Here is a 23307-nt window from a genome sequence, read left to right on the forward strand (position 1 = left end):
TCCTGATATCGCGGAAAAGACGAGAGAAATGAAGAACGCCTCCCACAAAGGTCGGAGGCGTTCAGGAGGAATCAAAAGTCTTTGGAGCACCGGGTGGGGATCGAACCCACGAATACTGGTTTTGCAGACCAGCGCGTTAGCCACTTCGCCACCGGTGCTCGTTAGGTTCTAGGGTACAAGGTTTCTGCTCAGCGACCAAGCGGTACCACCTGTGCGAAACCCTGCCCCCGGAACCAAAGCGTTACTTAGGCTGCTGCGTCATACGCAGGTAAGGCTTTACCGTCTTGAAGCCGGGGAAGATCTTGTCGGCTTCTTCGTTGGAGACAGCGCCCGTGATGATGACGTCGTCGCCCTGCTGCCAGTTGGCCGGGGTGGCAACCTTGTGCTTCGCGGTGAGCTGGATGGAGTCCAGAACGCGGAGGATCTCGGCAAAGTTGCGGCCGGTGGTCATCGGGTAGGTCAGGTTCAGCTTGATCTTCTTGTCCGGTCCGATGACGAAGACCGTGCGGACGGGAGCGTTGTCAGCCGGGGTGCGTCCTTCGCAGCTATCGCCTTCTTCCGCAGCGAGCATGTTGTAGAGCTTCGCTACCTTTAGTTCGGGGTCGCCGATGATCGGGTACTTCACGGCGTGGCCGCTGACTTCCTCGATATCCTTCTCCCACTTGCTGTGCGACTCGACGGGGTCAACCGAGAGGCCGATGACCTTCGCGCCGCGGGCAGCGAACTGGTCTTCGAGGGCAGCCATCGCGCCAAGTTCCGTGGTGCACACCGGGGTGAAGTCCTTGGGGTGCGAGAACAGAACAGCCCAGCCGTCGCCAATCCAGTTGTGGAAGTCGATCGGGCCCTGCGTGGTTTCAGCCTGGAAGTTGGGTGCGATGTCGTTGATGCGAAGTGACATTATCTTTCTCCTTCAAACAGTTCAGTTCGGTCGCACCAAGCAGAAAACCCACCCGGCGCTGGCCTTGGGTGGGTCGTTTCGTTCGCTGATGTACGCTTTACGCGTTCTGCGATTCGCTTCGACTCACACCCGCACGGGGCCGCAGCAACAGCAGCGGCAGCACATGAGGGGCGAGTTGGTAACGGTCTGCTTCATGAATATTTAGAACCGCCGCCTGCAAACAAAGTTCACTGGCATGAGGACGGTTGCGCCTCACTGCGGTAACACCTACCCTACGATGCGTCTTCTTCGCTGTCAAATTTGCAGGCTGACGCGAGATACTTATCAGACCATGATCCACGAGCCATCTTCCACGTCTGCAAACACTTCCGAGAGTTCACGAGCCTACGAGTACACCGTCTTCGACGTCTTCGCCGAGCACGCGCTGGAGGGCAATCCCCTTGCCGTCTTCCATGATGCCCGCGGCTTGAGCGATGACGAGATGCAGGCGCTCGCGCGTGAGACGAGGCTCTCCGAGACCACGTTCGTGCTGCCGTCAGAGGAAGACGGCGCGCGGGGTAGCGTGCGCGTTCGAATCTTTACGACAGAAGAAGAGCTCCCCTTCGCCGGGCATCCGACGCTCGGCACGGCAACGTGGCTGCACCAACACCACCCAGAGTTGCGCGGACGAAACGAGATCACGCTCGATCTGAACGTGGGTCCGATCCCCGTGTGTTTTCTGGAACGGCCGGGCGCGGGGGCGTTTGCCAGTATGCGGCAGAATGATCCTGCCTTTGGCGCAACGTTCGGGCACGAAGAGGTGGCCGAGGTGATCGGGTTGCACGCTGCGAAGCTGGATACGCGGTTTGCGCCGCAAAGCGTTTCGACAGGGAATACGTTTTGCATCGTTCTGCTGCGCGACCTGGCAACGCTGGAGCGACTGAGCATTCCCCAGCGGGAAGCAGAGGCGTGGCTGCGGGAGCGCGGGATGCGGTGGTTCTATGTGATGGCACCAACGGACGCTCCTTTGAACTTCCGCTGCCGGATGCAGTTCAATGGAGGCGAAGACCCGGCCACGGGTTCTGCCGCCGGGCCCGCGATTGCGTGGCTGGTCGCCAATCGACTGGTTCCCGCAGGCGCAGAGTGCGTGCTGGATCAGGGAGTGGAGATCCGTCGGCCCTCACGTCTTTATGCCCGAGCTTCGCAAGACGGAAATCGTGTTCACGAAATCGACATCTCGGGTCGCACCATTCCTGTGGCAATGGGACGCTATTTCCTGCCCTGAAACCGGAGTTTCCCACAGTGCCAGGAACCTCAAACGCCAATAGGCACGGGGGGTCTTCAAAGGCCGGTGGAACCGCCTGCGGGAAACCGCACTTTGTTCGCCTAAATTTCGCCATTGTCACACGGGGTTCACACCTGTACCGTTAGCAAATCGCAGCACGGAGATGGAAACGGCTGTGAGCAAAATTTTCGGTTTTTCCTTTAGTTTTCACACAATTTAGCGTGTTAGGGCCTGTACAGCAGGTACTCGACCAAACCGCGTAGGGGGACGCAGTCTTCCCTCTCGACGGTTTCCTCGGATTCTCGGTTGTAACAGTCCTTTCACACCGCAACGCCTTCTAATGAGCCGGATACGGCTTCTTATAGGCGTCCGCTGGTCACCTTCTTTGCAACGCTGGTTGCAGGTTGGAAAAGATTTTTACGCTCTTTTCCACCGGTTCCACAGCCATGCACAGAAGCCCACCGGAAGCGGCCCCGCAGGCTCGAAATACGTGGGTCAGCGGCGTGGCCGGAGTGCGCCCTGAAATGGGCTAGCGCGCTCTCCACGCCTTCCTGCCCCGAACGGCAAGACCCTTTAGCAGCACCGCGATTCGGTGAGAAAGACAGAAGGACCAGCAATGCGCCCTCGGAAATCAATTCTTTGCGTGGAAGACAACGAACAGCTGCTCGGAGTACGGAAGTTCCTGCTCGAAACCCGTGGATACCGCGTGATTCCCGTCACGACGGCGGCTGAGGCGCTGGAGTACCTGAAGGACGCTCCGCAGGGTTCGCTCGACCTGCTGCTCTCCGACCTGATCCTGCCGCAGATGGACGGCAACGAACTGATTCGCCGCGCCAAGGAGATGCACCCGATGCTTCCGGCGCTGCTGATCTCCGGCACGGTGACGAGCTTTGACCGCGCGACTGCGGCTGACGCTTTCCTGCCCAAGGGCGCAAGCACACCGGCAGAGCTGTTAGACCGTATCCGTATCCTCGTGGCGCGCAAGCGCGGCCCGAAGAAGCAGCCCGCCAGCGTGACGCCGATGGCTGCGGCAGCGATGGCGATGGAGCCGCTTCCGCTCGCTCAGGCCAGCTAACGCTGGCAGCAGCAGAGAGCAAAGCTGCGAAGAACAAGCAACAAAGCAAGAGGCCCGGCGAAGTTCGCCGGGCCTCTTGCTTTGCTCTGCCTTCGTTAGACGAGGGCGTTGCGGCGAATCAACTCGCTATAGAGCTTGGCGCTGAGTTTCGGCGTGCGCGTCTGCGTCTTGAAGTCGACGTAGACGATGCCGAAGCGCTTCTCGTAACCGTCGGCCCACTCGTAGTTGTCGAGGAGACTCCAGAGGAAGTAGCCCTTGACCGGGACGCCTTCGGCGGTGGCGCGTTGGAGCTGCGTCCAGTAGTTGCGCAGGTACATGACGCGGTCGATGTCGTAGACCTGACCATCGGCCTGCATAACGTCGGCAGCGGAAGCGCCGTTCTCCGTGATGTAGAGCGTCTTCACGTTCCAGACTTCATGCATCAACTTCGGGACCCAGTAGAGCGACTCCGGCACGACGCGGAGCCAGGGGCTCTGCATGGCGGGGAAGCCGTTCGGCCAGGAGGTATGGGCGTAGCCATCTTCCGAGTTGTCCGCACGAACGTAGCCCGCGGTGTAGACGTTGACGCCGACGAAGTCCAACGGCGAGGAGATGATGGCGAGGTCTTCTGCGGTAAAGGTGGGAGCGTTGGCGCCGAGCTTGCGGAGGTATCGCTCGGTGTAACGGCCCTCCTGGATGACGGTCATGTACGGTGCATTACCTTCGCGGAAGGCCTTCTTTGCCGCCTCAATGTGTTCGGGCGTTTCGATGACCGGAACGTTGGCGGAGACGTTTTCCGCGAGACCGACGATGGCATTCTTTGCAGCGGCGCGAATGGCTCGCACGGCGAGTCCGTGGCCGAGCACCGCGTGGTGCTGCGCCTGGGCGAGGTCTTTCGGGCCAAGCTTGAGACCCGGAGCGTGGCGGCCGTCGCGATAGCCGACGCCGATGAAGGTGCTCATCTCGTTCACCGTCATCCAGTGGGAGATGGTGTCGGAGAGCTTGCCGGCGGTGTATCCCGCGTAGTCGGCGAAAGCTTTGGCTGTGTCACGGTTTTGCCAGCCGCCTTTGTCCTGCAGAACCTGCGGGAGATCCCAGTGGTAGAGCGTGCAGTAAGGCTCAATGCCCGCCGCGCGGAGCTTGTCGGAGAGGCGGCGGTAGAAGTCGATGCCCTTCTGATTGGGCTGGCCGGTGCCGTTGGGGAAGATGCGCGGCCAGGCGATGGAGAACCGGCAGGTCTTGAGGCCGAGCTCTTTCATCATCTCGATGTCTTGCGGGTAGCGATGGTAGAAGTCGTCGGCGATGTCGCCGGTGTCACCGTTGTGCGTCTTGCCGGGAGTGTGCGAGAAGGTGTCCCAGATGCTGACGCCGCGGCCATCCTCTTTCACCGCACCTTCCACCTGGTACGACGCCGTTGCCGAACCCCAGAGAAAGCCCTGCGGGAAGGAGCGTTCGTGACCTTCGTGCCTCATGGGAAGCAGGCCCTCTGCCACTACGGCCGGGGAGGCCACCGCAGCCGCTGCGGAAACGCCCAGCAGCCGCCCTAACGTACGTCGCGAAATCTTCATCCTTTTCTCCTTCTATTGAGCAAGCTATCGCCTGCGGTTGTGTCTGTCATCTTTCTGCGCTTCCCGATCCGCAACTGGCGATGCTTTACTGGAAGCCATGCTGAGCGAACTCAACGTCGAACCGTGGGGCCAGGCTGCGCTGGACAACCAACCTGCACATCGCATCACGCTGAAGAACGACCACCTTCGCGTAGTGCTGACGGACCTTGGGGCACGCATCGTTTCGGTCTTTGCGCCGGACCGCGAGGGCAACGTTGCTGATGTGGTGCTGGGCTATGAAACGCTGGCGGAGTATGACGCCGATACGTTCTTCCTGGGCGCGACCTGCGGACGCTTTGCCAACAGAATTCGCTATGGCCAGTTCTGGCTGGATGGGAAGAGCTTCCAGATACCGACGAACGATCCGCCGAACTCGCTGCACGGCGGCGCAGTCGGTTTCGACAAGCATGTGTGGCAGTGGCGAGAGGTGAACAGCAGCACGGCCGAGTTCACGCTGGTCTCGCCCGATGGCGATCAGGGATTTCCGGGAACGATGCAAGTACGCGTGCGGTTCAGCCTGCTGGGACGCACGCTGCGTATCGCGTATCACGCAACAACCACGGCACCGACGGTTGTGAACCTGACCAACCACGCCTACTTCAACCTGACCGGCGACTTTACGCGAGAGATTCTGGGCCACGAGTTTCGGCTTGCGGCCAGCCGCTTTCTGCCGACAACCAAAAGCATGATCCCGACAGGCGAGCTGACTCCCGTGGAGGAGACACCGTTCGACTTCCGCTCGTTTCACGCGGTGGGTTCGCGTGTGACAGACCCGAACACGGAGATCGTGCAGGGATCGGGCATCGACCATAACTTCGTGCTCGATGCCGCGCAGCCTGCGGCGTTCGTGCAGGAGTCGTTGACGGGGCGGACGCTGAGCGTCGAGACCTCCGAGCCGGGGCTGCAGTTTTATACCGGCAACCATCTCGACCCGGCCGTGCGCGGCAAGGGTGGTGTGCCGTTTGGCAAACGCACGGGCTTCTGTCTCGAGACACAGCATTTTCCTGACTCTCCTAACCAGCCGTCGTTTCCTTCCACGACGTTGCGTCCCGGTGAAGTGTTGACCTCAACGACGAGCTACACGTTCGGCGTGATCTAACGCTTGCAGCGGGGCGCTTCGCGGAAGGACTCTGCTGCGTCCCATGCGGCCTGCTTGGGCTGGCCGTTGCTGTCGAAGAGCAAGGGGCGCTGCGATTTGCCGATGTTCGTGGCGACTCCGGCTTCAGCGCCCACGGCGCGGACCTGGTCCCAGACACCCCAGGTGACGACCGTGTTCACGCAGCCAGTGCCAAGCACGAGATCGAGGTACTGCTTGTAGACGTCGGCGACCTGCATGTCGCGCGAGTGATCGTCGGCAGCGATGACGCGACTGTCGTCCACATCAAGCTCTGTCACCCAGCACTCCAGGCCCATACTGTGGACTTCGTGAATGAAATCCGCGAGGTCCGGGCCGAACTTTTCGCCGGTTGCGCGCAGGTGCGACTGCATCCCGAGCGCGGTGATGGGCACGCCTCGTTTCTTCAACTCACGCAGCATGGTGAGCACGGTCTGACGCTTGGCGGTATCGACGCGGTTGGCGTACTCAAGGCCGTAGTCGTTGTAGGAGAGCACGGCCTTCGGGTCGGCTTTGTGCGCGGCGTCGAAGGCGATGTCCATGTACTCCGGGCCGAGCTTTTCATACCAGAAGGAGTTGCGCATGTTGCCGGGCAGGCCGTCCTTCGGCTGGATGGCTTCGTTCACGACATCCCACGAAAGGACGCGGCCTTTGAAGTGCTGCATAACGGCTGTGATGTGCTCGCGGAGGATCGTCTCCGCGCTCGCCTTGTCCGTCGCCTCGCGTGCGACCCACGGCGGCAGAGCACGATGCCAGACGAAGGTGTGGCCGTGCACCTTGATGTTGTGCTTCGCCGCAAAGTCGACGATGGCGTCGGCCTGTTGGAAGTCGTAACGATCGCGAGCAGGATGCAGGGCCTCCCACTTCATCGCGTTTTCAGGCGTCACGATGGTGCACTCGCGGGCCAGCAGCTCGCCGTAGCTGGGAGTGTCGGCAAGCCTGTGCGGGTTGACCGCCATACCGAAATCGATGCCCCTGGCCGCGGCAAGTTTGCCGAGAGGAACCCACGGCTTCGGGTCTCTGCGCTTAGCCCAGGCGGCTAACGGCAGGTTTGTGGCCATGGCTGCAGCTGCAACCGAAACCGTCTGCCCCAACATCGTTCTGCGTGAGATTGCCGCCATCGTCCTATTACCTTCCCTGTGCTTCCAGATTGTTACCCAGCCTGCGCGAAGAGGCGGCCGGGAACGCACCACGAAATACTAAATGCTTTTAGTAGAAGCCCGTCGCCGCACGTGGCTTTGGCAGGATATGCTTGACTCCATCGTGCCGCGCCCGTCGAACAAGAAGCCCGCTGACGTTCCTGCTCCTGCACCAGCGCAGGTGGCCAAGCGAGTCAGCCTGAAGACTCTCGCAGAGTATCTGGACCTGTCGCCGGCTACGATCTCTCTTGTGCTGAATAATTCGCCAGTGGCGAACTCGATTCCGCCGACGACCCGGCAGCGCGTGGTGGCTGCGGCCAAAAAATTCAACTATCGCCCGAACCCGCTGGCGCGGTCGCTGCGCATGAACCGCACGCATACCGTCGGCATCATTGCGCCGGAGCACTCAGAAGGCTACTTTACCGGGCTGATGATGGCGATTGAAACATACCTCATCCAGGCCGGGTATCTGTACTTCACGGTTTCACACCTGGGGCAGCGCGACCTGCTGGAGGAGTATCCGCGGCTGCTGGTGAACCGGCAGGTGGATGGCGTGCTGCTGATCAACACGCAGCTTCCGGAAGCACTACCGATACCGACGGTGGCGATCTCTTCGCACTCCACGCACTCGAACGTTATCGATGTTTCGCTGGACCACGAAGTCGCCGCGACGTTGACGCTGCGGCACCTCTACGATCTGGGGCATCGACGCATTGCCTTCATGCACGGCCAGACGAACTCGCTGGATAGCCAACCACGCTGGGACGCGACCATGCGCGCGGCGAAGGCGCTTGGGCTTGTGGTCGACCCGAAGCTTTGTATCTCGCTGGAGCATAACTCGTGGTCGCCCGACCTGGGCTATCAACCGGTGCTCGAACTGTTACGCCACACGCAGGACTTCACGGCGCTGGTGTGCTTCAACGATCAGGCGGCGATCGGCGCGATTCGTGCTGTGGCCGACTGCGGGCTGCGCTGCCCGGTGGACCTTTCCATTGTTGGCTTTGACGATATCTCCGGCGCAGGGTTCTCGATTCCCCGCTTGACGACCGTGCGCCAGCCACTGCAACAGATGGGCGAAACCGCTGCGCGGACGCTGATCGCAGCGATCGAAGGCACGGCGCCTGCGGAACGCGAACTGTGCTTCGCTCCGGAGCTGATCCACCGCGAGTCCACGGCGGCGCCGACGAGGCTCATGAAGACCCCTGCCCGTAAGGCCCGCTAGGCCCACTTCCCGCTTCAACCTGGCCCCCAAACTTCGCGAAATCTTTATTTTTCCTTTACTAAAAGCTTTTAGCTTTACAACTCTGCGTGCTGGTGAATATATTGCGTGAGTTCGAGGAATCACTAGAGGTTCGTCCGGGGGCTTTCCACCGCTTCCTGAGATAGAGCCGAGCATCGCCCTTTTTCGGAGGCCCAGCATGTCATCCCCATTCGCCCGTACACTCGCCGTTTTTGCCGTCCCGTCCCTGGCCCTTCTGGTCAGCGGTTGCGGCATGGGCAGCGGCAATCTTCTGCAAAGCGCCACCACCTCAAGCAACGCCGCAGCGTTGCACGGCTCAGTCCTTGGCGGCCAGCAGCCCATCTATAACTCGCAGATCACGCTGTGGCAGGCCGGCAACACGGGCTACGGTCAGGGCGCGACGAACCTGATGCACTCCGGCGTAGACATTCGCACCGCCGCGGACGGCACGTTCAACATGACCGGGACCTACGACTGCCCCACCAGCGGCAGCCCGATGGTGTACCTGGTGGCAAGCGGTGGTGACCCGACCGGCGGAGCCAGCAGCAGCGTCGACAACACGGCAGCCGTGCTGGTTGCAGCATTGGGCAACTGCGGCAACCTGAGCGCCAGCACGTTTATCAACGTGAACGAAGTAACGACAGCGGCTGCAGCGTTTGCGCTGGGCCAGTTCGTCGGTGGCTTTGGCGGATCGACCGTATCGATCGGAACGTCGTCCACGAATCTTGTCGGACTGAACAATGCGTTTGCGACCGCTCACAATCTTGCCAGCACGACGACCGGTGTGGCGACAGGCACGAGTGCGGCTTCCGGCACGAACTACTACCTGCCGTCGAGCGATCAGTCGAAGCTGAACACGATGGCAAACATCCTGGCAGCTTGCGTGAACGTGACCGATGCCAGCCAGCCGAACTGCCTCTCGCTGTTTGCGGCGGTGGCTCCGAGCGGTGCAACTGCGCCCACCGATATCTTCCAGGCGGCGACGTATCTTTCGTTGAATCCGATCTCGGTGAACTCTGCGACGTCGTCGACGAACATGACGACGCTGTTCAATCTGCAGTCAGCGTTCCAGCCATTCAGCCCTTCGCTCTCCGCTGTTCCAACAGACTGGACGATGGCGATTGCGTACACAGGTACAGGCATCAACTACCTTTCCTCGGCAGCGGTCGATGCAAACGGCGATGTCTGGTTCTCGAACCAGAACACAACCGGCGGCGTGGTTGTGCTGAATGGCGGCACGGGCGTTGCAGGTGGCAGCGCGGGTGTGGCAGGCGGCGTGATCGGCTTCTACTCGTCGGGTGCGAACTCCGGCGGAACGACGATCACGGCTGGCGCGGTGCGACAGGTTGCGATCGATACCAATGGCAAGGCGTGGTTCGGCAGCTACACCGCTGCAGCAGATAGCAAGTACTACCTGTTCCGCGCGGTCTCCGGCTCGGGTGTCGATGCGGTGTACGCCTACACTGCTGGCAACAACGCACCGTATGCGGTTGCGGTCGACGGCAACAATACGGTCTACACCACGACCAACGACACGCACCTCGACTACATCAGCGCGACTGCGGTCAACACCACGTCTCCGAGCTTTGACACAACGCATCTCGGCGGAGCCACGGTAGGACTGGCCGTCACTGGCGGCAGTGTTGTGTATGCTCCGCGGCAGGCGAACGCTGCGGTGTATAACTTCACGACAAACCCGCTCGGAGCAGCGACCTCCGGCACGGCAACCAGCTTCTCAAACTACGGCACCGCGGCGGACGGAAACGGCCACGCGTGGGTAGTGAACAAGAATGCTGTCGGGGGAACGTCCGGCGTGAACCTGGGCTACCTTTCCGGTACGAGCTTCACCGCGGCTCCCAGTTCCGCTTGCCTGAACGCGCCGAACTTTCCGGCGGTGGATGGCAATAACAACATCTGGGTGACGAACGCCTCGGCGACGAGCGGCATCACGACGGTCTGCGAGTTCAACAGCTCCGGGACGTTGATCTCAAGCGCTACCGGCTTTGGCCCGCATGGGCTGGCAACTGCGCGTGGCATTGCGATTGACCAGTCCGGCAACGTCTGGGTGACGAGCAATGGAACGTCGTACAGCTACGTGACCGAACTGGTTGGCGCAGCGGTTCCGGCTGTGGCTCCGCTTTCGCTTGCAGCGAAGAACAACACACTGGGCCAGCGCCCGTAAACGTTCCCATGAGCTCCGCTGCCGGTGCAGGCAGCGGAGCAATTTTTCGATCTTTTCAAGTTAGTTTTGAGAGCAAATTCCATGCGACTCCGTAATACTCTTACGCTTCTTTCCGCTGTCGGTGCGTTCTTCGCGCTGCAGATTTCGGCACAGGTTCCTGCGGTTGTGATGAGCAACCATCAGACGCTCTACTCCGCCCTGACGAACGGCACGCAACGAGTGTCAGCGAACGCGCGCGGCGACGTCTTCTTCCATGACTCCTACAATCACCAGTTGCTGGAGTTGCCCGCGGGAACGACTACGCCGGTTGTGATTCTGAAAAACACGAACACCACGACTTCGACGTCTGGCCCGAGTTCCGTGGATATCGATAAGCTCGGCAATCTCTACTTCAACAACACCTACGGTGGTCGCGTGATCAAGGTTCCGTTGGCGAACGGAACCTATGCCACAAACGTAGACGCAAGCGATGCGACGTTGAAGGCCAACACCTGTATTGCGGGTGCAACGGCACCTTGCGTTCTACCGACACTCGGCGTCCTGGTGGGCTACTACGCGCAGACATCGGATACCGCGCAGGACGGCGCGCAGGATGGGACGGGCAACTTCTACTTCGTCGATGTGAACGACAGTGTTTCGTCAGGCAAGTACAACCGCATCGTCAAGCTGACGCCCTCGGGAACAGTCTCGATTCTGATCGACAGCCTTACAACGTCGTCAAACGCGCAGCTTGCGGCCGACACTACAGGCAATCTCTGGTACGCCAACGGGACAGGCCTTTACTACGCCGCCGCTGGTGCCAGCAGCTTTACGCAACTCAACACGTCGACGCTATCGAAGCCGACAGGTGTGACGTTCGATAACGCCGGCAACCTCATCGTCACCGATACGGGCAACAACCGTCTGGTTGTGATCCCGAATGAAAACGGTGCGTTGAATTACAGCGATCAGTACCTGCTTGCGCCGTACTACTCGGCGAACTCGGTTGGTATCGATGCGAGTGGAACGATTTATTACACGGGTGCGTCCGGTGGCACGTCTGCCGTCTCGCAGATGCATAGCTCCACCTACAACGCTGCCGCGCTGAACGTAAACGCAACGACGACGTCGAACCTGGTCTACGCGTCGTTCAACGCAAACGTTACGTTCGCGTCCATTTACCAGAAGACGGTGGGCGCGAACATGATCGCCTCCGTGAACACATGCGTGCTCGGCACGACGTACACCGCGACCAAGAGCTGCGCGCTGAATGTACAGGTGAAGCCAGTACGCGTTGGCCCTGTCTCAGCACTGGTCGGCGTTACAGATAGCAACGGCAATATCGCCGGACAGTTTGCGTTCACCACCACGGGCACAGGCTCTGCGGTGAACATCGATCCGGGCACGGCGACGACGATCTCCTCGTCGTTCACTGCGCCTGCGGGCGTTGCTGTCGACCGTCTCGGCACGGTGTACGTCGTGGATACCACAAGCAACGCAGTGCTCGCATATGCAGGAGGAACGGGCACGCCGGTGAGCTACGGAAGCGGTCTGAGCAGCCCCACGGGCGTTGCGGTGAATGCGAATGGCGATCTCTTCATCGCCGATAGCGGCAACTACCGCGTCGTGGAGATTCCCTCGCTGGGCTCCGTGCTGCAGGCCAGCGCGCAGGTCACGATCGCAAGCGGACTGGCACTGCCCATTGCGATTACGACCGGTCAGCTCGATGCACTCTTCATCGCGCAAGCAGGCCGTCTCGACCAGTACGCTGTGCGCTCCATTCTGCCAGCACAACGCACGGCAACGATCTCAACCTCCTATGCCAAACCCCTTGCGTTGACGACCGACCCCACCGGGAACCTCTTCCTGGCCGATGGCACGAGCGGCGTAGTGGAGTTTTCGTATCCGGGATTCACGACGACAACAGCTATTGCCTCGGGCCTGACCACGCCATCGGCACTCGCTACCGATGCGGCAGGCGATCTGTTCCTCACCGACGCAGGCACGGCCAAGGCTGTACGCATTCCCAACACAAACGGAACGCTGAGCTATGCCAACGCGGTCAGTGTTACTTCGCTCACAGCCCCTTACGGCATGGCGGCGGATTACAGCGGCAATCTCTTCTTCACCGACACGTCGGCGAAGTCGTTGGTGAAGGTTTCCCGCACGCTTGGAGCGTTGGCCTTCGGCGCGGTCAACCAAGGATCGACGAGTGCGGCACTTAGCGCGACGATTGCATCGTCGGGCAACACGGCACTGACACTGGGGACGCCGCTCTACACCACAAGCGGAGACACAAGTTCTTTCAGCATTCAGGGCTCGAGCACCTGCGCTGCGGGAGCGTCTCTTGCTGCAGGATCAGGCTGCACCTTGAGCGCGACGTACACGCCTGTGGCACGCGCCACAAACACGGCGACCTACACGTTGAGCGCTTCGCCTACCGTGGCAACCTCACCGTTCACCCTCACGCTGACCGGAACGGGGACATACCTCGCGCCGACTTCGCTGGCTGTTACAGTTTCGCCGACAACACTTACCTACTCACAAACAGCGACGCTCACCGCCACGCTCACACCGTCGCAGTTCAACGTGGCAGCAGCCAGCGGCACGGTCACCTTCTACATCAATGGCACGGCGCAGAAGCCAGCAACGCTGACGAACAATGTAGCCACGCTGCAAACGTCCGCGCTGCCCGGCGGACAAAATACGGTGTATGCCGTGTACTCCGGTGACATCAACTATGCGACCAGCACGGCGCCTTCGATCAACGCAACGGTAGGCACCGCGAGCACGACGACGGCGCTAACGTTGACCACCGGATACTCCAACCCGACCAGCTCTTCCACGGGTGGCAGCATTACGTTCGCCGCGACGGTGACACCGAGTGTCGCAGGATCGCTCGCAGGTTCCTCGGTGAGCTTTGTCAGCGGATCCACCACGCTGGGCACCGCAGCCCTGACCGCGAACACCGATGGAACGTACTCCGCATCGCTGACGACTTCGAGCGTTGCAGCAGCCACGTACAACGTGGTGGCTTCGTTCGCAGGCAACTCCAACTACAGCGGCTCACAGTCTGCGGCGCAAACACTGATCGTCTCGGCGCCGGGCATCAACCTCACCTCGAGCGCTAGCACGATTACCTCGTCCGCAGGGACGCCCGGAGCGGTCACGCTCTCGGTGCGGTCCGTGGCAGGACTTGGAGCCAATGGCACGCCAGCGACGGTGACCTTCTCCTGCTCGGGTCTCCCGGCGAATGCATACTGCCGCTTCTCGCCAGCGTTCATCTCGCTGCCAGCCTCGCCGTCGACAACACCAGTGCCCGCCACGCAGGTGAACCTTGCCATCGAGGTTTCCGTGAACCCAGGCACGCCGCTGCAGGGAGTTTCTTCGTTGCGAACGTCCTCGACCATCAGCCTTGCGCTGCTGCTCGCGACACCGCTGCTCTTCCTGCGCCGCCGCATCGGCTCGCTGCTCGCAGTCGTGCTCCTTAGCGTTGCTGCGATGGCTTCCCTCTCGGGATGCTCTTCGGGCAGTTCGCCAACGACGACGCCAGCCGGAACGTACAACGTGACCGTAACCGCCCAGAGCACGACAGCAACCACCAGCCTGCCCATCACCCTGACGGTGCGCTAAGAGGAACCATGATTCAGAGCAACTTTCGCAAACTTCTCCTCACAACTCTCGTAGCCCTCTTCGGTGTGTTCGCCACGACGGCGTGGGCGCAGACCAATGCAGCCTCGCTCTCGGGTATCGTCACCGACGCCAGCGGCGCACGCATTCCCGATGCGCAGATTACGCTGACCTTCGACAAGAGCAGTGACAAGCGCACGGCCACATCGAACGCGGAGGGCGTGTACAACTTCTCCGCGCTCGAACCCGGTGTGTACTCCATGCATACGGAGCGCGATGGCTTCAGCATAAGCAATGCACGCAACATTGCGCTGCATCCCGCAGACAGCCGCACCATGAATGTAGTGCTTCAGATTGGCGCGGTGACAGACACCGTAGAAGTGGATGCTGCGGATGAGCCTCCGACGAACGGCGAACGCACGGCGCTGATCTCTGCTGATGATATTCAGCACCTCAGCGTGCAGGGCCGCGATGTTTCAGAGCTTGTGAAGACGCAGCCTGGCTTCGCCATCATCCCGCCGGTCGGCATTACGAACGGAACGTATGATCCCGGTCAGGTGACAACAGGTGGCGGTCTGGCAAACTTTGCGGCGAATGGATCGCCGTCGGGCGGCGTGAGCATCACGTCGAACGGCGCGGACATTACCGACCCCACCGCAGGCAACCAGACCACGCAGAACATCAATCAGGAGATGGTGCAGGAGGTTCAGATTCAGACCTCAGCCTTCGGTGCCGATCAGGCGAAGGGTCCGATCAACATCAATGTGCAGACGAAGAGCGGCACACGCCTCTTCCATGGATCGATCTATACCTATCTGCGTTCGTATCACCTGAATACCAACAACTGGTTCACGAAGAACCAGGGGCTGCCCGACGCGCATGACCGCTACCTCTACCCAGGCGCACAACTCTCCGGACCTGTTTTGATTCCCGGCACCAGCTTCAACCAATCGAAGAAGCTGACGTTCTTCGTCGGTGGCGAAGATTATGTGCAGCGCAATGTATACGCCTACGGCAACGCGCTGAACTCTTCCGTGCTGGCGCTAGTGCCCACACAGAACATGCGCAACGGCAACTTTACAGCAGCAGAGTTGGCGAACTACCTGGGCACGGACACGGGCAGCATCAACACGCAGTGCACCACCTCCGGAACGCTCGCGAACTATGTTCATCTCTGCGGCGTGCCAACTGGAGCCTCAAACAACGCTGGTTATAACGTGCTCAATGGCCAGTTCGACCCCGGTGCGATTGACCACAACGCACAGGTTCTTTTGAACAGCATGCCACTGCCGAACCGCCCGACTACCGGTGGCTATAACTACCTGACGACCAACTTCGAAAACAACGATCTGTGGCAGATGGTTTCGCGTGTCGATGATGCGATCTCGGATCGCTTCAAGCTTTACTTCACGTACTCTGCGGAACGCGGACGCCATACAGGGATCCCCGAAGCGCAGTCCTACTCGCCTGCGAACGGCGGCCCCAGCATGGGTGGCATCAACACTCCGGGTAAGTCGACGGCGCGTGTGTTCACGCAGTCGGCCAGCATCAACAGCACGTATGTATTCAATCCTCATCTGACCAACGAGGCGTACCTCTCGGCGGCGTTGAACCGGAACGACTTTGCACTGGCTCACCCGGAGATGTTGAACGCAGCCGCGCTCGGCTATACAAATACGGGTATCTATCCGAATGCCAGCAAACAGATTCCTGGCTTTGGCGATTACGGCTTCGATGGCCTTCCCATCGCGCTTTATCCAGACACCTCCAATGGCCCGTACTTCCAGCACACCTTTACGCCGACGTTTGGCGACAACCTGACCACAGTCATCAAGTCGCACACGTTGAAGATTGGCGCTTATGTACAGCGTGCCACCTCGAACGTGAACACCAACATCACGTCGGACGTTCTGCAATCGACAACCTCGGGCATCAGTACGCTGTACTACCTGCCCTCGGGTTCGCAGTTCACCAATCCTGATGGTTCGAAGGGCAATACCCTCTCCAATGGCAACTTCCTTGCGGACTTCCTGATCGGCGATGTGCAGCAGTTTGTGCAGACCAGCCAGCAGAAGAACCTCAACCTCTACTACTGGAACACCGACTTCTTCGCGACCGATACCTGGAAGACCACGCGTCGCCTTACGCTGACGCTGGGCATCCGTTTCGATCACATGGGTGCATGGCAGGATGAGCACGGCAACGGCATCGCCGTCTTCAGCAAGAAGTATTACGACAACCCTGTCGTAGCCGCCTTCCCCGGCCTTGCCTGGCATGGAGTCGATCCCTCCATCCCGAACTCTGGCACGCCGGGACGCACCTTCTTCTACTCGCCACGTGTGGGCATGGCGTACGACCTCTACGGCACGGGCAAGACAATCCTTCGCGGAGGCTTCGGCTTCTATCGCTCGCATGATCCGGCGAACCCGTATGCCAACGCAGCCGCAACGGCTGCAGGTGTCTATTCGTCGACAGCAGGAGGCTCGGGCATTCAACTGTCCAAGCTTTCGCTCGGCACCACATCGTTAGCGGATTGCACCAATCGCGCGATCTCCAATGCAAACTCGAAGTGCCCGTCGCTGAACGCGACCGTCTTCGGGCTCGACGCCAGTGATGATCGCCAACCGCTAACCTACACCTATAACTTCACCGTGACGCAGGCGGTTGCCAAGCGCACTGTCTTCCAGATTGCTTACGCAGGGTCGAACTCGCAGAACCTGCTGCTGCAAGGCACGCTGCAGAACATCAACGCGAATCCGATTGGCACGCTCTTCAAGCCGAACCCGATCACCGGGGCCGTCATCGCTCCGTCGTCGCAGTCGATCGCGCAGCAGGGCGACTATCGTCCATACAAGCCGTATCAGGCGGTTGAAGTGCCGCGCCATCTTGCGTACTCGAACTACAACGCACTGCAGGTTGGCTTCAACAAGACGGCTGGGCTCGTTCGCTGGGGTCTGAACTACACCTGGTCGAAGTCTCTCGGTATTCGCTCGATCCCCGGGCAGCCTGGCGATCCAATCTACCTGCGCAATAACTACGGCCCGCTGAACAGCGACCGCTCCGACATCTTCAACGCAACGTACACCATCGAGTTTGGCAACCACCATCTCGCAGGGCATCGCCTGTACGGCCTTGGAGTGAATGGGTGGGAGATGTCCGGCATCACCAGTTATCAGTCCGGCCCGAATCTGCAAGCGATCTATAGCCTTAGCCTCAAGGCCAAGGGCACGGTCACGCAGGCCATTGCAGGTTCGACCACGGCGACGCTGCTGAACGTGAACAACACGAATTACCTTGGCACATCCGAGGTAAGCCTGCAGCCCATGCTGACCTGCGACCCGAGCACGGGCCTGAAGGACAAGCAGTTTGTGCGCGGTGAGTGCTTCAAGCTGCCGTCCATCGGCACGGTGAACGGCCAGTTCAACTATCCGTACATTCATGGACCGGCCTACTTCGACACGGACCTTACGCTGGTCAAGCACTTCCGCATCAGCAACCAGAAGGAAGTGCAGATTCGTCTGGCGGCGTTCAACTTTGTGAACCACCCCGTCACGAGCTTCTCGTCGCGCTTCCCCAGCGAGTCGACCCTGACCTACTCCGGCACCTATGCAAACCCGACGCTGCAAAGCCCGGACAACGGAAACTGCTCAGTAACAAGCTCGAGCTGCTTCGGTTACGCAGGCTATAAGCAGGGTCGTCGCGTGGTCGAAGTCGCCGCCAAGTACTCCTTCTAACTCATCGGGAAGAGGCGAAGCAGCCTCTTCCCTTCACCGCCAGAACACTTCCAGAGACGCCCAGCCGCCGCCATGTCGCCCATCGCCAAGCTCCATACCTCCGCCCGCTTCGCCACTCTTGCCCTTGTGATGCTTGCGCCTTGCGCAGTACTCAACGTCACGGGCTGCTCCAGCTCTGCACCGACGAACACCACGCCGGCTGGCTCACTTACGCTTGCCAGTTCAGCGAACGCACTCTCCGTGGCGCCGAACGCCACGTCCTCTGCGCTCACGCTGAGCGTGACGCGCAGCAGCGGCAATCAAGCGGCTGTCACGCTCTCAGCGTCTACTCTGCCTTCTGGCGTGACCGCGACGTTCACGCAACCGGCCTATGGCACCTACGGAACGGTTCAGTTCTTCACCACGACCACCATCACGCCGGGGCTCTACCCCATCACGATCACCGCAAGCGACGGCACAAACAAGGCAACGCAGACACTGAACCTTACCCTGCAGGAGGTCGATACCGTCAGCCTCTCGGCATCGCCCGCAGCCCTGACCCTCTTTCAAGCAGGCGCTACGGCGTCGACCAGCTTCAGCGTGACTCGTTCGTACGGCAATACAAACAACGTGAGCGTAAGCGCCACGGGCCTGCCCACGAACCTTACCGCAAGCTTTACGCAACCGAACGCTGGCACAACAGGCAGCGTTACGTTTGCGTCCGGCACAGGGACGAGCGTTCCGGCTGCGGGCACTTACACCGTGACGCTGACAGCGAATGATGGTGTGGCGACAGGGGCAACGACGGTGGCCGTAACTGTCGGCGCAACGGTGACCGTTGCCAACGCAACGAACACCGCACAAGGCATAAGCGGCAAGCTGCAGGAGTTCATGACCACAGGCTTTCAGCCGCAGCAGTACACCAACAGCTTCTTCATCACCTTCCCTTCGACGGCAGACCTTGCTGCGCTGAACGGCCTGCACATGCGACTGCAGCCAACACACTATGACCTGCCGTGGGTCGCGAACTCTTCGCCCGCTGCAGCCACGGACTGGAGCTTCACGCTGGTGGACCAGACAGTGCAGCCGGTACTAGCCACAGGCGATAACTCACCGGTCTTTCAAGTTGCACAAGCGCCGAACTTCCTCTGCGACTCCTCCGGCAACTTCGTCTTCAACACTGCAAATCTTGCGCTCTTTGCGCAGTATGCCGCGAACCTTGTCCGCTACTACAACAAGGGCGGCTTCGACGTTGCCGGCAAGCACTTCCAGTCCAAGAGCTCGCATCCAATTACATGGTGGGCAATCTTCAATGAGCCAAACCTGAACGGTCTGACTCCGGCACAGTATGTGCAGCTCTACAACACGCTTGTCCCTGCGATGCTTGCAGTTGACCCTTCGCTGAAGTTCAGCGCGATGGAACTCTCCGGCTACTCCGGGCAGGCGCAGCTATGGATGCCAACGCTCGTGGCCACAACCGGACTCACGGCACAGGTGGACGCGTTCTCCACGCACTACTACTCAACGTGCAAACAGAGCGACACCGATGCCACGGTCTTCAGCAAAGCCGCAGCCTTTGCAACGGACATGAACTATATCCGTGCGCAACTCAAGACACGCTTCCCGAACACCCCGGTCTGGGTGACGGAAAACAACGTCAACTCCGACTTCCAGCTAACGGGCAACATCTCCAACTGCAACGGCGGCACGTTCGTGAGTGATACGCGTGGCAGCAGCTCCTTCTTTACCTCGTGGCGGCCGTACGTCTTCTCGATCCTCGGCAAAGCGGGCAACCAGGCGCTATATCACTTCCTCTTTAACGGCGATCAGCAGTACGGCGAAATCCTGCAGACGACTGCGGGCAAAACGCTTGCGTACTGGACGGATTACGAACTCTCGCACCTCTTCCCCTGGGACGGCACCTCGGCCACCGGAAGCACCATTCTGACGACGACGAGCACCGAACAGACTGCCTCCGTGGAAACGCTTGCGGTGCGCAACACCGATGGCAGCTACACCGTGATGGTGACGCCGATCGCGCAAACGACGACCAGCGATAACAACCTCGGCGGGGCACCGCGTACCGTGAAGCTCGACCTTTCCGCGCTCGGCACCTTCACCTCCGGCTCACGCATCGACCTCAACGGTGCAACGAGCCTTACCGCTGGCCCTACGGCTACAAGCTTCACGCCGACCTCCACCATAACGCTTACCTTCCCTGGTTATGGCACGACGTTCCTCACGCTCAAACCCTGACCTTTCGCGGTTCGCCGCCTGCTTCCTTCGCTCTGGAGAACACCATGTCCACGCAACTTTCACGACGCCAACTTGGGCGTCTGGCTCTTGGCACCGCGGCAGCCGCAGCATTGCCCGCGGTAGCTGCGGAAGCCGCGGCACCGCAGGCGCTCGCGCACAATTACGAAATCCAACATGCTTTTCCGAAAGACTTTCTATGGGGTACAGCGACCGCCGCCTACCAGGTGGAGGGAGCGTGGAACGTCGACGGCCGCGGGCCCAGCATCTGGGACACGTTCTCGCATACCGCGAACAAGATCGACGGCAATGCGAACGGCGACGTGGCGGACGAGGAGTACCTCCGCTACCGCGACGATATCGCGATGATGAAGGACCTTGGCGTACGCGGCTACCGCTTCTCCATGTCGTGGACACGGCTCTTCCCCACCGGCAGCGGCGCGCCGAATCCTAAAGGCATCGCGTACTACAAACGCGTGGTCGAGTGCCTGCACGAGAACGGTATCGAGCCCTACTGCACGCTCTTCCACTGGGACCTGCCGCAAGCCCTGCAGGACAAAGGCGGCTGGCAGAACCGCGACACGGCAGAACGTTTCGCCGAGTATGCGGGGTTTGCCTCTCGCCAGATGTCTGCCGCTGGCGTTCGCCGCTTTATGACCGTGAATGAGCTGCGCACGTTCACCGAACTCGGCTACAAGACCGGCACGCATGCTCCGGGGCTAAAAGTGGACCGGCGCGCGATGGCGCAACTCAACCATTACGCCGTGCTGGCGCATGGACTGGGCCTCGCTGCAGTACGCGCCAGCACGCCGGGCGGAACGCTTGTCGGCTTTGCGGATAACCCAATCGCCACCACGCCGGTGATCAACGATGAGGCGCACCTACAAGCGGCACGAACGGCCTTCCGCGAAGAGAACGCGCAATACCTGACCGCGATCATGGAAGGTCGTTACACCGACCGCTACCTTGCCTCGCTCGGGGCGGATGCCCCGCACTTCACGCCTGCGGAGATGAAGGCCATCTCCGCGCCAATCGACTTTCTCGGCCTCAACATCTACCAGCCAACGTACGTGATGCCGGATGACGAGGCAGGCTACCGCATCGTGCCGCAAAGTGCGACGTTTCCGCGGATGCAGAGCCCCTGGCTAACGATTGGACCGGAGTGCCTGTACTGGGCTCCGAAGCTGACGGCTGAGCTGTGGAACGTGAACAACATCTACATCACCGAAAACGGCGCTTCCGCGCAGGACCACCCCAACCAGAACGGAGAGATTCTGGACGTCGACCGGATCATGTACCTCCGTAACTACCTCTCGCAGCTACAAAAAGCGATCGCCGAGGGTATCCCGGTGAAAGGCTACTTTGTCTGGAGCCTGATGGACAATTACGAGTGGAATGATGGCTACAACAAGCGTTTTGGGCTGGTTTATGTCGACTTTGCCACCCAGAAGCGCACGCTGAAGCTTTCGGCCAGGTTTTACAAATCGGTGATTCGAGAAAACCGGGTGATCTAGAGGCTTCACACGAAAGCGTGTCGAGGTATAATCAAGCTCATCGAAGGACAGTTGGCCGAGTGGCTGAAGGCGGCGGTTTGCTAAACCGTTATAGGACCAAAAGTTCTATCGGGGGTTCGAATCCCCCACTGTCCGCCAGATCAAAGTAGGCATCCAGCAAATGCCGAAGAAGCAAAGCAAAGTCCCCGCATACTGCGGGGACTTTGGCGTTTTAGTATGAAAAGTTCCGTCTAGAGAATGCACACGGATGCAGCGATTCGTAGAATTTTCTCCCTGAAGCCAGACTGGAGATTTCTCCGCAGAGACGTGTGAACTTCCGACAAGCCGACATATGAGGAGTAATCCCCACGCCTGTTATCAGAAAGCAGCGCTACGGAGATCTTTCTGAGCAGGACCCATCGCATCCCTGATGGTCTACTCAGCCGCTGCATCAATGCCAAAGACGGACGTTTTCAAAAGACTATTCGAAAGCGTCTTGAAACCTGGTAAGCCGGTCCCAAGCACCCGATTGAACAACACCGTAAGAAGGATTGGCTCCTCGTTCTGCCAGTTGCGTAATATCGGCGAAACTTGCCAACCTTCGCTAACAGCCCTATCAACATAGCTAATCAATGAGCCAGGTATCGTATTCAGAGCGTGGCGCTTCACAAAATCGCGGCGCTGTGACAAAGCGGCAGCATTCTTGACCACATTCGTGATCTCCCTTCGCACCTGTGGGATAGAAAAGTGCTCGAGCGCATGCAAAACTGCTTCCTCAGTTTTGGGACCTACTCGAACATCGGGGAGCCGGTAGCTATCCACCTCCTGCGCGACATGATCGAGAGCGTCATCGTAGGCAAGCATGCGCCACAGTTCCGCAACCGCTTGTTCATATTCTGGATCATCTTCGCGTGCATCGATAATCTCTCCCAGTAGCTTCATGACACTTGGGAATGACCGACCATTTGAATCACGAGCAAACTTCCAGTGAATGCGATGAGGGAAGTAGCTCCATCCGCCCTCTTTACCTAGCTCAATTGCCTGCGGAGGGGTCGTCTCCTCCATCCCAAGAATGCCTCGGTTGAACAGCCTTCCTAGCAGCGTCCCGGAAAGCGTTGAGGTGGTACACAAATTTAGGCCATCACTCTGTCGGAATCTTCCTTCCTCGCATGCTTCATCAGAAGCGAGCATGACGGCAAAAGCAATCACTGCATCGGCGTATTGGATATCGTCGTAACAAAAAGTTTGGTTCCGTTGGCTGGCATTGATGACAATTTCCCGAAGAGTAGAAAATCTCTGCCCCTCCTCCTGTGCCTGCTTCTCCAGACGCGCTCGATTCCTGGCCTGAAGGCACGATGTGCAGAGATGATCCCCGTAGACCTTAGCGGTGAACGTCGAACGAGACGAAAGCTCCTGCGGAGAATGGCAACCGTGACACCGAATGGAAGGATTCACAGCAATAGCCGCTAGTTTCACAAGTTTGGGGACGTCCTTCTTGGGAACCCCATGCAGCTCGGAGATGTCTTCAACAGAAGCACTCCATTTGAAGCGGCCATCCACCACGCCGCCGCTCCAATAATCGAGGGCGATCTGCCTATACTCCAGGTAGGCTTCTTCAAAGCATAGAAACGGATGTGCCATGAATTCCATAGGCTCCTGCATCCTATTTTAAGAGAACATCCCCGCTGGAAATCTGGGACTCTCTGTGGGTTTGGGCACAACCCCGATGCTTGGTGATGAG

General features: G+C 59.8%; 13 protein-coding genes and 2 tRNA genes. 10 read left to right on the plus strand and 5 right to left on the minus strand.

The annotated features are described in order from the left end of the window. Positions 1-82: 82 nt before the first annotated feature. Both PW792_13920 and PW792_13925 read right to left on the minus strand, forming a co-directional pair. Positions 83-158, minus strand: a tRNA-Cys gene (locus PW792_13920). Positions 159-241: 83 nt separating this feature from the next. Then, positions 242-898 carry a peroxiredoxin gene (locus PW792_13925; protein MDE1163024.1) on the minus strand — a complete coding sequence of 219 codons (657 nt, stop codon included), beginning with the start codon at positions 896-898 and terminating at the stop codon, positions 242-244. A gap of 331 nt (positions 899-1229) precedes the next feature. Here PW792_13925 and PW792_13930 point away from each other — a divergent pair, with 331 nt between their 5' ends. Both PW792_13930 and PW792_13935 read left to right on the plus strand, forming a co-directional pair. Then, the gene (locus PW792_13930) at positions 1230-2162 is read left to right on the plus strand and encodes a PhzF family phenazine biosynthesis protein (GenBank protein MDE1163025.1); all 933 of its coding nucleotides are present in this window, start codon (positions 1230-1232) and stop codon (positions 2160-2162) included. Between the two features lie 616 nt (positions 2163-2778). Further along, positions 2779-3237, plus strand: coding sequence for a response regulator (locus PW792_13935; protein MDE1163026.1), 459 nt, complete (start codon positions 2779-2781; stop codon positions 3235-3237). A 95-nt stretch (positions 3238-3332) separates the two neighbouring features. Here PW792_13935 and PW792_13940 read toward each other — a convergent pair whose 3' ends face one another. Further along, positions 3333-4784 carry a GH1 family beta-glucosidase gene (locus PW792_13940; GenBank protein MDE1163027.1) on the minus strand — a complete coding sequence of 484 codons (1452 nt, stop codon included), beginning with the start codon at positions 4782-4784 and terminating at the stop codon, positions 3333-3335. A 97-nt stretch (positions 4785-4881) separates the two neighbouring features. On the opposite strand from PW792_13940, the gene PW792_13945 reads away from it, so the two are divergent. Next, a complete protein-coding gene (locus PW792_13945; GenBank protein ID MDE1163028.1) occupies positions 4882-5922 on the plus strand; it encodes a galactose mutarotase in 1041 nt (346 codons plus the stop codon). On the opposite strand, the gene PW792_13950 is transcribed toward PW792_13945, so the two are convergent. Beyond that, a complete protein-coding gene (locus PW792_13950; protein MDE1163029.1) occupies positions 5919-7058 on the minus strand; it encodes an endo-1,4-beta-xylanase in 1140 nt (379 codons plus the stop codon). The two genes, PW792_13945 and PW792_13950, sit on opposite strands and share 4 nt — an antisense overlap. A gap of 82 nt (positions 7059-7140) precedes the next feature. On the opposite strand from PW792_13950, the gene PW792_13955 reads away from it, so the two are divergent. The 7 genes from PW792_13955 (at position 7141) to PW792_13985 (ending at position 21725) form a co-directional block, all read left to right on the plus strand. Next, positions 7141-8298: a LacI family DNA-binding transcriptional regulator gene (locus tag PW792_13955; protein ID MDE1163030.1), complete on the plus strand. Its 1158-nt coding sequence runs from the start codon at positions 7141-7143 to the stop codon at positions 8296-8298. Positions 8299-8494: 196 nt separating this feature from the next. Continuing rightward, positions 8495-10498, plus strand: coding sequence for a hypothetical protein (locus tag PW792_13960; protein MDE1163031.1), 2004 nt, complete (start codon positions 8495-8497; stop codon positions 10496-10498). A gap of 81 nt (positions 10499-10579) precedes the next feature. Next, on the plus strand, positions 10580-14110 hold the full coding sequence (locus PW792_13965; protein ID MDE1163032.1) for an Ig-like domain repeat protein: 3531 nt from the start codon (positions 10580-10582) through the stop codon (positions 14108-14110). 8 nt (positions 14111-14118) lie between these two features. Beyond that, positions 14119-17841, plus strand: a complete 3723-nt coding sequence (locus PW792_13970) for a TonB-dependent receptor (GenBank protein ID MDE1163033.1) — start codon at positions 14119-14121, stop codon at positions 17839-17841. A gap of 72 nt (positions 17842-17913) precedes the next feature. Continuing rightward, positions 17914-20076 (plus strand): hypothetical protein, encoded by a 2163-nt coding sequence (locus PW792_13975; protein ID MDE1163034.1) that lies wholly within the window; start codon positions 17914-17916, stop codon positions 20074-20076. 44 nt (positions 20077-20120) lie between these two features. Next, positions 20121-21587: a GH1 family beta-glucosidase gene (locus tag PW792_13980; protein ID MDE1163035.1), complete on the plus strand. Its 1467-nt coding sequence runs from the start codon at positions 20121-20123 to the stop codon at positions 21585-21587. Positions 21588-21632: 45 nt separating this feature from the next. Further along, a tRNA-Ser gene (locus PW792_13985) sits at positions 21633-21725 on the plus strand. 276 nt (positions 21726-22001) lie between these two features. Here the strand turns inward: PW792_13985 and PW792_13990 are convergent. Beyond that, complete coding sequence (locus tag PW792_13990; GenBank protein ID MDE1163036.1) at positions 22002-23216, minus strand: hypothetical protein; 1215 nt, start codon at positions 23214-23216, stop codon at positions 22002-22004. Between the last annotated feature and the right edge of the window lie 91 nt (positions 23217-23307).

The sequence above is a fragment of the Acidobacteriaceae bacterium genome (assembly GCA_028283655.1).
Taxonomy (GTDB): Bacteria; Acidobacteriota; Terriglobia; order Terriglobales; family Acidobacteriaceae; genus Granulicella.

Coding starts and splice junctions, on each gene's coding strand:
- PW792_13990 (MDE1163036.1), bottom strand. CDS start 23,216: ATGGAATTCATGGCACATCCGTTTCTATGCTTTGAAGAAGCCTACCTG.
- PW792_13940 (MDE1163027.1), bottom strand. CDS start 4,784: ATGAAGATTTCGCGACGTACGTTAGGGCGGCTGCTGGGCGTTTCCGCA.
- PW792_13960 (MDE1163031.1), top strand. CDS start 8,495: ATGTCATCCCCATTCGCCCGTACACTCGCCGTTTTTGCCGTCCCGTCC.
- PW792_13950 (MDE1163029.1), bottom strand. CDS start 7,058: ATGGCGGCAATCTCACGCAGAACGATGTTGGGGCAGACGGTTTCGGTT.
- PW792_13930 (MDE1163025.1), top strand. CDS start 1,230: ATGATCCACGAGCCATCTTCCACGTCTGCAAACACTTCCGAGAGTTCA.
- PW792_13970 (MDE1163033.1), top strand. CDS start 14,119: ATGATTCAGAGCAACTTTCGCAAACTTCTCCTCACAACTCTCGTAGCC.
- PW792_13975 (MDE1163034.1), top strand. CDS start 17,914: ATGTCGCCCATCGCCAAGCTCCATACCTCCGCCCGCTTCGCCACTCTT.
- PW792_13980 (MDE1163035.1), top strand. CDS start 20,121: ATGTCCACGCAACTTTCACGACGCCAACTTGGGCGTCTGGCTCTTGGC.
- PW792_13945 (MDE1163028.1), top strand. CDS start 4,882: ATGCTGAGCGAACTCAACGTCGAACCGTGGGGCCAGGCTGCGCTGGAC.
- PW792_13955 (MDE1163030.1), top strand. CDS start 7,141: ATGCTTTTAGTAGAAGCCCGTCGCCGCACGTGGCTTTGGCAGGATATG.
- PW792_13925 (MDE1163024.1), bottom strand. CDS start 898: ATGTCACTTCGCATCAACGACATCGCACCCAACTTCCAGGCTGAAACC.
- PW792_13935 (MDE1163026.1), top strand. CDS start 2,779: ATGCGCCCTCGGAAATCAATTCTTTGCGTGGAAGACAACGAACAGCTG.
- PW792_13965 (MDE1163032.1), top strand. CDS start 10,580: ATGCGACTCCGTAATACTCTTACGCTTCTTTCCGCTGTCGGTGCGTTC.